This is a genomic window from Cellulomonas hominis (assembly GCF_005239125.1).
GTDB lineage: Bacteria > Actinomycetota > Actinomycetes > Actinomycetales > Cellulomonadaceae > Cellulomonas > Cellulomonas hominis_A.
Genome location: NZ_SZYE01000109.1, coordinates 1 through 12,946, shown reverse-complemented (window position 1 = coordinate 12,946; position 12,946 = coordinate 1). Strand labels below are relative to the sequence as shown.

General features: G+C 74.9%; 12 protein-coding genes and 1 pseudogene. 9 read left to right on the top strand and 4 right to left on the bottom strand.

From position 1 onward, the window contains the following. Positions 1–69 precede the first annotated feature (69 nt). Together FA014_RS12990 and FA014_RS12985 are read right to left on the bottom strand one after the other, a co-directional pair. Positions 70–705 carry a potassium channel family protein gene (locus FA014_RS12990; RefSeq protein ID WP_154730090.1) on the bottom strand — a complete coding sequence of 212 codons (636 nt, stop codon included), beginning with the start codon at positions 703–705 and terminating at the stop codon, positions 70–72. A gap of 115 nt (positions 706–820) precedes the next feature. Further along, positions 821–2,197: a TrkH family potassium uptake protein gene (locus tag FA014_RS12985; RefSeq protein ID WP_154730086.1), complete on the bottom strand. Its 1,377-nt coding sequence runs from the start codon at positions 2,195–2,197 to the stop codon at positions 821–823. A 134-nt stretch (positions 2,198–2,331) separates the two neighbouring features. Here FA014_RS12985 and FA014_RS12980 point away from each other — a divergent pair, with 134 nt between their 5' ends. From FA014_RS12980 to FA014_RS12940, 9 genes are all read left to right on the top strand, one after another. Continuing rightward, complete coding sequence (locus FA014_RS12980) at positions 2,332–3,513, top strand: acetoin utilization protein AcuC (RefSeq protein ID WP_154730085.1); 1,182 nt, start codon at positions 2,332–2,334, stop codon at positions 3,511–3,513. A 364-nt stretch (positions 3,514–3,877) separates the two neighbouring features. Continuing rightward, positions 3,878–4,126 (top strand): helix-turn-helix domain-containing protein, encoded by a 249-nt coding sequence (locus tag FA014_RS12975; protein WP_154730084.1) that lies wholly within the window; start codon positions 3,878–3,880, stop codon positions 4,124–4,126. Positions 4,127–4,306: 180 nt separating this feature from the next. After that, on the top strand, positions 4,307–4,405 hold the full coding sequence (locus FA014_RS12970; RefSeq protein ID WP_003792170.1) for a 30S ribosomal protein bS22: 99 nt from the start codon (positions 4,307–4,309) through the stop codon (positions 4,403–4,405). A 300-nt stretch (positions 4,406–4,705) separates the two neighbouring features. After that, on the top strand, positions 4,706–5,998 hold the full coding sequence (locus FA014_RS12965; RefSeq protein WP_230323133.1) for an extracellular solute-binding protein: 1,293 nt from the start codon (positions 4,706–4,708) through the stop codon (positions 5,996–5,998). A gap of 16 nt (positions 5,999–6,014) precedes the next feature. After that, positions 6,015–6,986 (top strand): carbohydrate ABC transporter permease, encoded by a 972-nt coding sequence (locus tag FA014_RS12960; RefSeq protein WP_154730082.1) that lies wholly within the window; start codon positions 6,015–6,017, stop codon positions 6,984–6,986. Then, complete coding sequence (locus FA014_RS12955) at positions 6,976–7,908, top strand: carbohydrate ABC transporter permease (protein ID WP_230323132.1); 933 nt, start codon at positions 6,976–6,978, stop codon at positions 7,906–7,908. Before FA014_RS12960 ends, FA014_RS12955 begins: the two co-directional genes overlap by 11 nt. A gap of 120 nt (positions 7,909–8,028) precedes the next feature. Continuing rightward, on the top strand, positions 8,029–9,099 hold the full coding sequence (locus tag FA014_RS12950) for a LacI family DNA-binding transcriptional regulator (RefSeq protein ID WP_230323131.1): 1,071 nt from the start codon (positions 8,029–8,031) through the stop codon (positions 9,097–9,099). A 107-nt stretch (positions 9,100–9,206) separates the two neighbouring features. Further along, on the top strand, positions 9,207–10,247 hold the full coding sequence (locus tag FA014_RS12945; RefSeq protein WP_154730081.1) for an LLM class flavin-dependent oxidoreductase: 1,041 nt from the start codon (positions 9,207–9,209) through the stop codon (positions 10,245–10,247). Further along, positions 10,244–10,954, top strand: a complete 711-nt coding sequence (locus tag FA014_RS12940; protein WP_154730080.1) for an NADPH-dependent F420 reductase — start codon at positions 10,244–10,246, stop codon at positions 10,952–10,954. Before FA014_RS12945 ends, FA014_RS12940 begins: the two co-directional genes overlap by 4 nt. Before the next feature lie 24 nt (positions 10,955–10,978). On the opposite strand, the gene FA014_RS12935 is transcribed toward FA014_RS12940, so the two are convergent. Both FA014_RS12935 and FA014_RS20035 read right to left on the bottom strand, forming a co-directional pair. Then, positions 10,979–12,316, bottom strand: coding sequence for a glycosyltransferase family 2 protein (locus FA014_RS12935; protein WP_195969284.1), 1,338 nt, complete (start codon positions 12,314–12,316; stop codon positions 10,979–10,981). Continuing rightward, positions 12,313–12,946 (bottom strand): annotated as a pseudogene (locus tag FA014_RS20035) (hypothetical protein); the annotation flags it as partial. The pseudogene FA014_RS20035 and the gene FA014_RS12935, both read right to left, overlap by 4 nt.

The following is a 12,946-nucleotide window of genomic DNA, read 5'->3' as shown; positions in this document are numbered from 1 at the left end:
CCCCGGCGTCGCGGCCGGCGGGCGCCGGCTCGGGGCGCCCGGCCGGGCCGCGCCACCCGGGCGCCGAGGTCACGGCCGCGCCGCGAACCGCTCGAGCAGCTCCGCGTGCCCCGAGACGATCAGCAGGTCGTTCGCCGCGATCCGGGTCTCCGGGGTCGCGTACACGAAGTCGACCCCCGGGCTCTTCACGCCGATGACGGTGACCCCGTACCGCTCGCGGATCTTCGACTGCCCGATCGTGAAGCCCTGCGTCTCGCGCGGCGGCTTCATCTTGACGATCGTGAACCCGTCCTCGACCTCGATGTAGTCGAGCATCTTCCCGGACACCAGGTGCGCGACCCGGGACCCGGCGTCGGCCTCGGGGAGCACCACGTGGTGCGCGCCGATGCGCTGCAGGATCCGGGCGTGCTCGGTGCTGATCGCCTTCGCCCAGATCTGCGGAGTGCCCATGTCGACCAGGTTGCCGGTGATGAGCACCGAGGCCTCGAGGTACGACCCGACGCCGACCACGGCCACGGAGAACTCCCGCGCACCGACCTGCTCGAGCGCCTCGGGGTTGGCCGCGTCCGCCTCGACCAGCGGGATGCGGCCGGTCCACTGCGCGACCAGGTCGGGGTCCCGCTCGACGGCCAGCACGTCCTGGCCGAGCCGGTCGAGGGTCGCCGCGATCGCCGAGCCGAACCGGCCGAGGCCGATGACGAGGATGCCGGCCTCGCGCTTGGGGCCCTTCGCGCGCGCTCCGTCGGGGGCGCCGCGGCGACCGCCGGGCCTCCCTTCGCCCGCGAGCGGGCCCAGGCCGGTCGCGCCGGTGCGGGTCAGGTCATCCAATGATCGGCCTCTCCTCGGGGAACCGGACGACCCGACGACGGCTCCGCAGCGCGAGGGCCGCGGCGAGCGTCATCGTGCCGGTCCGGCCGATGAACATGAGCACGGCGAGCACGTACTTGCCGGCGTCGGGCAGGTCGTCGGTGATCCCGGTCGACAGCCCGCAGGTGGCGAACGCCGAGATCACCTCGAACAGGATCACGTCCAGGGTCAGCCCGGTGATCGCGAGCAGCAACAGGCAGGCGGTGAGGACGATCGTCGCGCTGACGAGCGACACCGCGATGGCGACCTGGAGGGCCTCGCGCGGGATGCGCCGCCCGTAGGCCTCCACGTCCCGGTCGCCGCGGGCCTCCGCGACGATGGCCAGCAGCATCACCGCGAGCGTCGTCACCTTGATGCCGCCGGCGGTCGACGCGGAGCCGCCGCCGACGAACATCAGCGCGTCGTTCAGCAGCCAGGTGCCCTCGTGCATGTCGGCGACGTTCACCGTGGAGAACCCGCCGGAGCGCGGCATCACCCCCGCGAACAGGGCGGCGAGCAGCGTCTCGTTCCAGCCGATGCCGCCGAGGGTCTTCGGGTTGGTCCACTCGAACGCCGCGACGACGACCGCACCGAACGCGACCAGCGCGACGCTGGTGGTCAGGGTGAGCTTGGAGTGCAGGTTCCACCGGCGGGGGCGGCGCCAGGTGCGGGCGATGTTGAGGATGACCGGGAAGCCGAGCGACCCGATGAACACGCCGACGATGATGGGCAGCAGCACCCACCAGTCCGCCGCGTACGGCGCGAGGCCCTCGGTCGTCGGGATGAAGCCCGCGTTGTTGAACGCCGACACCGCGTAGAACACCCCGTGCCAGACCGCCTCGCCCCAGGCGTCGCCCAGCATCCGGAGGCGCGGGATCAGCACGAGGGCGATCGCCACCTCGAGCACCACCGACGTGACGATGACGGTCCGCACCAGGGAGCCGACCTCGCCCAGCCGGGTGGTCTTGGTCTCCGACGTGACGAGCAGCTTCTGGGTGAGGCCGATCCGGCGCGACACCGCGAGGCCGAGGATCGAGGCCAGGGTCATGACGCCGAGGCCGCCGATCTGGATGCCGACCAGGATCGTCACCTGGCCCGCGGTCGACCAGTACGTGCCGGTGTCCACGGTCACCAGGCCGGTGACGCACACGGCCGACGTCGCGGTGAAGAACGCGTCGACGAACGGCGCCCGCTCGCCGGACGCGGTCGCCCACGGCATCGACAGCAGGCCCGTGAACACCACGATCACCGACGCGAACACGCCGAGCGCCAGCCGGGCGGGGGACTGGCGGGCCAGCCGGTCGACGAGCTCGCGCCCCGACCAGAGCACCCCGGGGAGGCCCCGTGCCATCCACCCTCCTGCCGTGCACCGCGTCCGCCCGCGGGGCAGGTCGCCGCCGCGTGCGCCCGTGCGTGCGAGCGCGCGGGGAGCACCACTGTGGCACGACCGCGTGGGTGCGGCTGGTCAGCGGCTACGGTGTGGGCATGACGGCCCGGGTGCGCGTGGTGTGGACGCCCGAGCTCCTGGACTACGACTTCGGCCCGGGGCACCCGATGGCGCCGCTGCGGCTCGACCTCACGGTGCGGCTCGCGCGGGCGCTCGGGCTGCTGGACCGGGCCGGCGTCGAGGTGGTCGGCGCCGAGCCGGCGACCGACGCCCAGCTCGAGACCGTCCACGAGCCGGAGTACGTGGCGGCCGTGCGGCGCGCGTCCGGCGGTGGTGCCGGCGACCCGGCCCGCGGCATCGGCACCGAGGACGACCCGGTGTTCCCGCACATGCACGAGGCGGCGGCGCGGATCGTCGCCGGCAGCCGCGAGGCCGCGCTCGCCGTGTGGGAGGGGCGCGTGGACCACGCGGTCAACCTGTTCGGCGGGATGCACCACGCGATGCCCGGCGCCGCGGCCGGGTTCTGCGTCTACAACGACGCGGCGGTGGCGATCCGCGCGCTGCTCGCCGCGGGTGCCGAGCGGGTCGCGTACGTCGACGTCGACGCCCACCACGGCGACGGCGTGCAGCGGGCGTTCTGGGACGACCCGCGGGTGCTCACCGTGTCCGTGCACGAGAGCGGCGCGACCCTGTTCCCCGGCACCGGCTTCCCCGACGAGACCGGCGGCCGCGGCGCGCCCGGCGGCGCGGTCAACCTGGCGCTGCCGTCGCACACCGGCGACGCGGGCTGGCTCCGCGCGATCGACGCCGTCGTCCCGCCGGTGCTCCGGGCGTTCGCCCCGCAGGTGCTCGTCACCCAGCACGGCTGCGACACCCACGTCGAGGACCCGATCGCCGACCTGGACGTCTCCGTCGACGCGCAGCGGCTGGTGTCCACCTGGCTGCACGACCTCGCGCACGAGGTGGCCGGCGGGCGGTGGCTGGCGCTCGGCGGCGGCGGGTACGCCGTCGTGGACGTCGTGCCCCGCGCCTGGACGCACCTGCTCGGGGTCGCCGCGCACGCCCCGGTGGACCCGGCGACCCGGGTGCCGCAGGCGTGGCTGGACCAGGTCGTCGCGCTGTACGGCCGCGAGGCGCCGGGCTCCATGTCCGACGGCGCGTCCCTGGCGTGGCGGTCCTGGGCGGACGGCTTCGACCCGGCGGACGACGTCGACCGCGCGGTCCGCGCGACCCGCGGTGCCGCGTTCCCGCACCTGGGCCTCGACCCCCTGCACGACTGACCCGCGGGCCCGCGTCCCCCCCGCCCCCGCCCCCGCCCGCGCCCCCCGGCCCGCCCGCCCACCCGCCCGCCCGCGTCCCGTCGCCGAGAGGGCACCCGACGCGTCGAGCGAGCAGTCGGCGACTACTCGCTCGACGTGTCGGGTACCCCCTCGGCGGACGTCGACCGGCCACCCGGGGGCGCCGGGGGAGGCGGGCGGGGAGGCGGGTGCGAGGGGCGTGCGGGAGAGTGGATGCACCCCGGGGGGTGGTCCCACCTGCCTCCCCTTTCACACCAGCCTCACCAGGCTCTAAGGTGTCGTCGCGGCACCTGTGTGCAGCCAGTCCCGCGCACCGGTCGTGCGCGCACGAACGAGAAGAGCGGCCATGACCAGCGAGCAGCCCCCGCGGGTGCGGTTCCTCACCGTCGCCGAGGTCGCCGAGGTCATGCGCGTCTCGAAGATGACGGTGTACCGGCTGCTGCACTCGGGCGAGATGCCCGCGGTCCGCGTCGGCCGCTCGTTCCGGGTGCCCCAGGACGCGCTCGACCACTACCTCGCGACCGCCCGGCTGGACCTCGAGGCCGAGGGCGAGGCGGGCGAGGACGGCCCGCGCGCCGGCCGGATGTCCTCCTGACCGGTACGGACCGCGCACCGCTCCCGGGGTGGGTGTGCACCGGCGCGTCGCGGACGACCTCGTCGATCGCGTAAGGTAGGGCCGGACTTTCCCGTGCGTGGGCGTTCGTCGTGCCGCGCGTCGATCGACCACGACCCCGGCGGGGCGCTTCGAGCGCTCGCCACAGGAAGCGAGGACCCCATGGGCTCCGTCATCAAGAAGCGCCGCAAGCGCATGGCGAAGAAGAAGCACCGCAAGCTGCTGCGCAAGACGCGTCACCAGCGTCGCAACAAGAAGTGACCCGCCGCCGCGCGAGCGGCGACGTGGACGAGGGGCCCGGCACCGAGTGCCGGGCCCCTCGTCGTCCCCCCGGGTCCGGCGGACCGCTTTCCCGCGGCGACGGCGCGCCGTGTTGCCACGTGGCACACCTGGGGTGGATCGTCACCTCTTGACGGGGTTTGTCTCGTCCTGATTCACTGCCGAGCGGTTCTTCAACGATGAAAACCCACGGGTGCCGTGCGCCCCCGTGGAGGCGGGAGGTCGAGGATGATCTCAGGAGCTCGCGGGGGACCGGAGCGGACGGCGCTGAGCCGTCGGTCCGTGCTCCGGGGGGCCGTGGCGGGGGCCGGTGCCCTCGGTGCGGCCTGGGCGCTGAGCGGGTGCGGGGGCGGCGCCGCAGCGGCGTCGGGGCAGACCCGGATCCAGCTGTGGCACCTGTTCACCGGCGGTGACGGCGGCATCTTCCAGCAGATGATGACCGAGGTGCAGGACGAGAACCCGGCGATCGGGATCGACCCCGTGGTCCTCACCTGGGGCGCGCCGTACTACACCAAGCTCGTCATGGCGTCGGTGGGCGGCCGAGCGCCGGACCTGGCGGTCATGCACCTGACCCGGGTGGCCGGCTGGGTGCCGGGCGGGGTCCTGGACCCGTGGGACCTGGACCTGCTCGCCGAGCACGGCGTCACGCAGGACATGTTCCCGCCGGCGCTCTGGGACCGGGCCACGATCGACGGGAAGCTCTGGGCCGTCCCGCTCGACTTCCACGCGTTCCTGCTGTTCTTCGACCGGGGTCTGGCCGACCAGGCCGGGCTGCTGGGTCCGGACGGGAAGCTGGTCGGCGTCGACTCGCCGGACGGCTTCATCGAGGCCGGCCGGGCCATGGCGGAGGTCACCGGGTACGCGGGCGTCGGCTACGGGTACACGGGCGACGGCGCGCAGATGTCCCGGATGCTCTGGGGCCTGTACGCGCAGACCGGCAGCGAGGTCGTGCTGAACCCCGGCGAGGCCGCGCAGGTCGACCGGGACGCGCTGATCCAGTCGGTCACCTGGGTGCAGTCCTGGCTCGACGACACGGTGGCGATCGCGAACTCCGACTACCCGTCGGCGGTCGCGAACTTCTCCACCGGCCGCGTCGGGATGTGCTTCAACGGCAACTGGGAGCTGCAGTCGTTCCTGACGGCGGGCGTCGACGTGGACGCCATGCCGATGCCGAACATCTTCGGCACGCCCGCGACGTACGGCGACTCGCACGTGTTCGTGCTGCCGCACCAGGTCAACCTCGACCCCGAGCGGCGCGAGGCGGCGTACGCGACGGTCGCGGCGATGCTCAACAAGTCGCTGCTCTGGTCCGACGGCGGGCACATCCCGGCGAACCGCGAGGTCACCGAGTCGGCCGAGTACAAGGCCAAGGTGCCGCAGTCGCACTACGCGGCGGCGAGCGACCAGGCCGTCTTCGACCCGCAGGCCTGGTTCACCGGCTCCGGGTCGGACTTCCAGGCGCGCGTCGGCGAGGCGCTCCAGGGCGCCTGGCTCGACAAGTCGTCCCCCGAGGCCGCCGTGGACCGGCTGATCGGCAGCCTCGACGCCGCCCTGCAGACCAAGCCGCCGGCCTGACGGAGGGACCGCAGCCATGAGCGCACTCACCACCCCGTCCCAGTCGCAGGCGGCGTCCGCGCCCCCGCGCACCCCCGACCTCCCGCGCACCCCGCGCCGCGGCCGCAGCCGCCGCGAGGGCAGCGGCTGGCCGTTCGTCATCCCGTTCGTCGTCGTCGCCGTGCTGTTCCTCGTCGTCCCGACGCTCTGGGGCCTCGGCCTGAGCTTCACCGAGCAGTCCCTCATGGGCAACGGCGGCTGGATCGGGCTCGACAACTACGCCGAGGCCTTCGGCGACGCGACCATGTGGTCCACCCTCGGCAACACCCTGGTCTTCACGCTGATGAGCACGATCCCGCTGGTGGTGATCGCGCTGGCGATGGCCCTGCTGGTCTACACCGGCCTGCCCGGCCAGTGGGTGTGGCGGCTCGCGTTCTTCGCGCCGTACATGCTGCCGGTCGCGGTCGTCGTGCAGATCTGGGTCTGGCTCTACCAGCCGGAGATCGGGTTCTTCAACTACTGGCTCGACCGGCTGGGGCTGGACAAGGTCGGCTGGCTCACGGACCCGAACGTCGCCATGTGGTCGATGGCCCTGCTCACCCTGTGGTGGACCGTCGGCTTCAACTTCCTGCTGTACCTGTCCGCGCTCCAGGCGATCCCGGACCAGATGTACGAGGCGGCCGCGCTGGACGGGGCGGGCGCGTGGCGCCGGCTGTGGTCCATCACGCTGCCGCAGCTGCGCGCCACGACCGTGCTGATCACGATCCTGCAGGTGCTCGCCTCGCTGAAGGTGTTCGACCAGATGTTCATCGCCTTCAACGGCGGCAGCGGCCCGAACGGCGTCACCCGCCCGATCCTGCAGTACATCTACGACACCGGGTTCACCGGGTACCGCATGGGCTACGCCTCGGCCATGTCGTACATCTACTTCGCGCTCATCATCGTGGTCGCCGTCGTCTTCCAGGTGCTGACCACCGCTCGCCGGAAGGAGCAGGGCCGTGGCCGTTGAGACGATCTCCGCCCCGACAGGGACGGCGGGCGGCCTGCGCCGCACCTACACCGAGCGGCGCGAGGAGAACCGCCGCACCCGCAGCCTCGTCCTGGGCCGCAGCCGGCTCGCGACCGTGCTGTCGGTCGTGCTGCTGGTGATCATGGCGCTGACCTGGCTGCTCCCGCTGTTCTGGGCGGTCGACACCTCGTTCAAGACCGAGGCGCAGGCCCAGTCCGTCCCCCTGCAGTGGTTCCCCGACGGCGGGTTCACGCTGGAGAACTACCGTACGGTGTTCGAGCGCGGCGAGGTGCCGCGCTGGATGCTGAACACCCTGCTCATCGCGGGGTCGGTCACGATCCTCACGGTCGCGGTCTGCGCGCTCGCCGGCTACGGGTTCGCCCGCACCCGGTTCCGCGGCAAGAACCTGCTGTTCGCGGCGACCATCGCGCTGATCGCGGTCCCGGGCCAGATCCTCATCGTGCCGCTGTTCCGGCAGATGGAGGCCCTGGGCTTCGTCGACACCTACCAGGGCGTGATCCTGCCCCAGCTGGTGGCGCCGGTGATGGTCTACATCTTCAGCAAGTTCTTCGCGGAGGTGCCCCAGGAGATCGAGGACGCCGCGCGGGTGGACGGGGCGGGGCACTGGCGGACCTTCTGGTCCATCGTGCTGCCGATCTCCCGGCCCATCGTCTCGGCGGTCGCGATCTTCGTGTTCATCGGCGCGTGGAACAACTTCCTGTGGCCGTTCATCGTCACCAACAACCCCGACCTGATGACGCTGCCGGTCGGCCTGTCGACGGTGAAGAACGCCTACGGCACGATCTACGCCCAGACCATGGCGTCGGCCGTGATCGCCGCCCTGCCGCTGATCATGCTGTTCATGCTGTTCCAGCGGCAGATCGTCAAGGCGGTCGCCACCACCGGGCTCGGCGGTCGGTGACCCCCGGGACCACCCCGGTCGCGTGACCCGCGCGCCGCGCCGCGCCCCTACGCTGGGGCGCGGCGCGGCGCGTCGTGGCAGACGGGGCGGAGCGCGGGACGTGGCGGGAGAGGTGGGCCGATGACCGGCAAGCGGCGCCAGGCGGGCGTGACCATGCAGGACGTGGCGGCGATCGCCGGGGTGTCCATCAAGACGGTCTCGAACGTCATCAACGGGTACCCGTACATCCGCCCGGGGACCAAGGAGCGCGTCGAGGCCGCCATCGAGCAGCTGGGCTACCGGGTGAACCTGTCGGCGCGGAACCTGCGCCAGGGCCGGACCGGCATGATCGGCCTGGCCGTGCCCGAGCTGAGCCTGCCGTACTTCGCCGAGCTCGCGGACTCGGTGATCCAGGCCGCCGAGCGCCGCGGCGTGATCGTGCTGATCGAGCAGACCAACGCCAGCCGCGAGCGCGAGCTCGAGGTGCTGCACGGTCAGCGCCGGCACCTCACGGACGGGTTGATCTTCTCCCCGCTCGCGCTGGGGACGGAGGACCGCGCGTCGTTCGCGGTCGACTTCCCGATGGTGCTGCTGGGCGAGCGGATCTTCGGCGGCCCCGCGGACCACGTGACGATGAGCAACGTCGAGGCGGCCCGCGCGGCGACCCGGCACCTGATCGAGACCGGCCGGCGCCGGATCGCCCTGATCGGGTCGCACGCGGGGGAGACGGTGGGCAGCGCCGCCCTGCGCCAGCGCGGGTACGAGCAGGCGCTGGCCGAGGCCGGGCTGCCGCTCGACCCGGCCCTGCTCGGGGAGGCGGGGCTGTGGCACCGGTCGACCGGTGCCGAGGCGATGGAGCGGATGCTGGACGCGGGCACCGACCTCGACGCGGTGTTCGGCCTCAACGACGCCCTGGCGATCGGCGCGCTGCACGCCCTGCACGCCCGCGGGGTCGCGGTGCCCGAGGAGGTCGCCGTCATCGGGTTCGACGACATCGAGGACGCGGCGTACGCGTCGCCGCCGCTGTCGTCGGTCGCGCCGGGCCGGGAGCAGATCGCGCAGACGGCGGTGGACCTGCTGCTCGCGCGGGTGGCCGGGACGGCGCCGGCCGAGCACGTCGAGGTGATCACGGACTTCGAGGTGGTGGCGCGCGAGTCGACGGTGGGGGCGGCGGTGCGCTCGGCGGCCCCGGCGCGCACGGGGGTGGCCTGAGGGGTGCCCGTGGGGGCGCGGACGGGCCGGAATCCGGTGCGGTAGTTGATTGTTCAACGGAAAGCCCGCACGATGGGTGCCGACGAACGACCCGGGAGGACCCCGTCATGACCGCCCTGCAGCTCGGCCTGGACACCTTCGGCGACCTGCCGACCGACGACGCCACCGGGCGCCTGCTGACCCACCCCGAGGCGATCCGCCGCGTGGTCGAGGAGGGCGTGCTCGCGGACCAGGTCGGCCTGGACGTCATCGCGCTCGGCGAGCACCACCGCCCCGACTTCGCGCTGTCCTCCCCGGAGACGGTGCTCGCCGGCATCGCCACCCGCACCGAGCGCATCCGGCTCGCCTCCGGCGTCACCGTGCTGAGCTCCGACGACCCGGTCCGGGTGTTCCAGCGGTTCGCCACCGTCGACGCGCTGTCCGGCGGGCGCGCGCAGGTGATGCTGGGCCGCGGGTCGTTCACCGAGTCGTTCCCGCTGTTCGGCTTCGACCTGCAGGACTACGAGGTCCTGTTCGAGGAGAAGATCGAGCTCTTCGCCCAGCTGCTCCGCGAGGAGCCGGTGACCTGGTCCGGCACCACCCGTGCCGCGCTGACGGCGGCCGACGTCTACCCGAAGACCGCCGGCGGCCTGGAGACGTGGGTCGGCGTGGGCGGGTCCCCGCAGTCGGTGGTGCGCGCCGCGCACTACGGGCTGCCCCTCATGCTCGCGATCATCGGCGGGGAGCCGGACCGGTTCCGGCCGTACGTCGACCTGTACCGGCGGGCGACCGCCCAGCTCGGCACCCCCGAGGGCCGGGTCGGCGTGCACTCGCACGGCCTGGTCGCCGAGACCGACGAGGCCGCGCTCGAGGCCTACTACGGGCCGTACAAGCAGATGCGCGACGCCATCGGCGCGGACCGCGGCTGGCCGCCGCTGCGCCGCGCGGAGTTCGACGCCGAGGTGGCGCACGGCTCGCTGTACGTCGGGTCGCCGGAGACGGTCGCCCGCAAGATCGCGCGGACCGTGTCGAGCCTGGACGTCAGCCGGTTCGACCTCGTCTACACCGGCGGCCCGCTGCGGGTGAGCGACCGGCTGCGCGCCGTCGAGCTGTTCGGCAGCCGGGTCGCGCCGATGGTGCGGGACCTGCTCGCCGGGGGCGCCGCGTGACCCCGCCCCGCACCGTCGGGATCCTCGGCGCCGGCAAGGTCGGCACCGTGCTCGCGCGCCTCGCCGTGGCGGCGGGCTACGACGTGGCGGTCGCCGGCTCCGGCGACCCGGACCGCATCCGGCTGATCGTGGAGGTGCTGGCGCCCGGCGCCCGCGCCGTCGACGCCCCGGAGGCCGCCCGGGCCGACCTGGTGGTGCTCGCGCTGCCGCTGGGCCGGCTGCCGCAGGTCGTCGAGCGGGTCGGCGACCTGCTGGCCGGCCGCGTCGTGGTCGACGCGATGAACTACTGGTGGGAGACGGACGGCGAGCGCCCCGACCTCGCCGACCCCGCGGTCGCCACGAGCGTGCTGGTGGCCGGGGCGCTGCCCGGCGCGCGGGTCGTCAAGGCGTTCAACCACATGGGCTACCACGACCTCGACGAGGGGCCGCTGCCCGCGGGGACGCCCGGCCGGCGGGCCATCGCGGTCGCCGCCGACGACCCGGCGGCCGCCGCCGACGTGGCGCCGTTCGTCGACGCCCTGGGCTTCGACCCGGTGCCGGCGGGTTCGCTGGCGGACACCGTGGCGCTGCAGCCGCACGCCGAGGCGTTCGGGGCCAACGAGGACGCCGGGACGCTCGCGGCGGTGCTGGCGCGGTTCCCGGCGACGGAGCGCGGGGCGGTCGTGGCCGCGGCGCGCGCGGCCGCGGCGGTGGACGCGGCGGGCTGACCGGGGCCCCCGGGCCGGGGCGGGTCACCAGCCGCCGAGGTAGGCCTCCAGGTCGGGCTCGTCCGCCAGCGGGACGAGGCCGTCGCCCGGGGCGGTCGCGCGGGGGAACAGGTCGTCGCGGCCCCACCGGTGCTCGCGGGCCCGGGCGCGGCGCGCGACGACCCGGAGCAGCGGGGTGCCGTCCGCGCCGAGCAGGGCGAGCTCGCCCAGGCCCTCGGCGGCGACGCGCTCGACGGCCGCGGCGACGGCGCCCGGGCCCGTGCCCGGCTCGGCGCGCAGCGGGCGGTCGAGGAGGACGTCGAGGCGGACGCGGTCGTACCGGGCGTCACCGGGGCGTGCGGTCGCGGGGCGGGGCGCACCCGGCCGGTCCGGGGCCTCCGGGCCGGCGCCGGGGTCCGGCGCCGCGACCGCCCCGGGCAGGGCGGCGAGCACCGAGTCGAGGCTCACGAACCGCTGCGCCGCCGACACCCCGTCGCCGCCGGGCGGGTGCACGAGCACGTCGGCTCGGCCGGACGGCAGCCCGCGCGGCCGCGACCCGGGCACCGGCACCAGGTGGGCGAGCCGCAGCGCCTCGGCGTTCTTGGCGGCCCGCGACGCGGCGTCGCGGCCGGACCAGTCCGGGCCGTCGTGCCAGGCCACCGCCTCCGGGACGTGCGCGAGCACCGCGCCCGCCAGCCACGCCCGGTACGCCCACTCCCAGTCCTCGCCCCCGTAGGACGAGAACCCCTCGTCGAACCCGCCGGCCTCCGTGAACAGCGCCCGGCTGCACGCCGTCACCGCCCCGATCACGTACCGGTACGAGCGGTCGTCGGCGTCGAGCAGGTCCCGGCTGCGCCGGTAGGCGTCGACCAGCCAGGCGGGCTCGGGCAGCTCGCGCTCCGGGCCGACCCGCTCGACCGGCGCGTCGACGGGCGCCCCGGCGAGGTCGGCGTGCCGGCGGCGGCCCACCGCGACGCAGTCCGGGTCGAGCGCCGGCAGCCGGGAGATCGCGCGCAGGTAGCCGGGCTCGGGCGCGGTGTCGGCGTCCAGGAAGACCAGCACGTCGTGGGTCGCGGCGGCCGCGCCGAGGTTGCGCGCGGCGGCGACCCGGAACCCGCGGTCCTCCTGCCGGAGCAGCCGGACGCCGTCGGGGACACGGGGCGGGACGGGCGACCCGTCGTCGACGACGAGCACCTCGGTGCGGTCCGCCGGGTGGTCCTGCCGCGCCAGGGCGCGCAGCGTGCGGTCCAGCTCGGCCTGCTGGTCGTAGTGCACGACGACGACCGACACCGACGGCGGGACGTCCGGCAGCACGCCGTCGAGCAGGTCCCACCGGTTGCCGGGCAGCGGCCGGCCGGGACGCGCGGGCGCGGGCCCGGTCACGCGGCGGCCCCGCCGGTCGACCGGGCGCCGGCGGCCCACCAGGCGCGGTAGGCCGCGGCGGCGTCCGCGAGGGTGGGCGCCAGCGACGCGCCCCGCGGGAGCGTCGTCGTCGTGGGGTCGGCCCACGCCCGGGCCAGGTGCGCGGGCAGGTCCGCCGGCGGGTACAGCGCGAGCGTCCCGGGTCGCAGCGCGGCCATCTCGCGGGCGTACCGGGAGTCGACGACCAGCGGCCGCCGCCCCGCCTCGCCCCAGTCGAGCAGCGTGCGGGACGCCGACAGGTGCCGGTGGGCCGCGACCGGGACGCCGGGGCCGGCGAGCGCGGCCCGGTACGCCTCGTCGTCCACCCCGCCGGTGACCCGGAGCGCGACCCCGCGCGCCTCGGCGTCGGCGCGCAGGCGGTCGACCTCGTCCTCGTGGCCGGGCGACGGGCCGCCGACCGCGACCACCGCGACCTCCCCGGGCGGGGTGCCCGCGGCGCGGAGCAGGTCGGCGGCGCCGGCCACGGCGCGCACGACGTCGTCGTGGCCCTTGCCGGGGTAGAGGAAGCCGGCGACGAGCGCGACGAGCGGGTCGCCGGACGCGGTCCGTGGCGCCGTCGCCGCCGGGCCGGCGAGCGCGGCGGCTCCGGCG

What these genes read in the sequence shown, in the direction of transcription:
- FA014_RS12960 (WP_154730082.1), top strand. Translation starts at nt 6,015, where the DNA reads ATGAGCGCACTCACCACCCCGTCCCAGTCGCAGGCGGCGTCCGCGCCC.
- FA014_RS12970 (WP_003792170.1), top strand. Translation starts at nt 4,307, where the DNA reads ATGGGCTCCGTCATCAAGAAGCGCCGCAAGCGCATGGCGAAGAAGAAG.
- FA014_RS12980 (WP_154730085.1), top strand. Translation starts at nt 2,332, where the DNA reads ATGACGGCCCGGGTGCGCGTGGTGTGGACGCCCGAGCTCCTGGACTAC.
- FA014_RS12975 (WP_154730084.1), top strand. Translation starts at nt 3,878, where the DNA reads ATGACCAGCGAGCAGCCCCCGCGGGTGCGGTTCCTCACCGTCGCCGAG.
- FA014_RS12985 (WP_154730086.1), bottom strand. Translation starts at nt 2,197, where the DNA reads ATGGCACGGGGCCTCCCCGGGGTGCTCTGGTCGGGGCGCGAGCTCGTC.
- FA014_RS12945 (WP_154730081.1), top strand. Translation starts at nt 9,207, where the DNA reads ATGACCGCCCTGCAGCTCGGCCTGGACACCTTCGGCGACCTGCCGACC.
- FA014_RS12950 (WP_230323131.1), top strand. Translation starts at nt 8,029, where the DNA reads ATGACCGGCAAGCGGCGCCAGGCGGGCGTGACCATGCAGGACGTGGCG.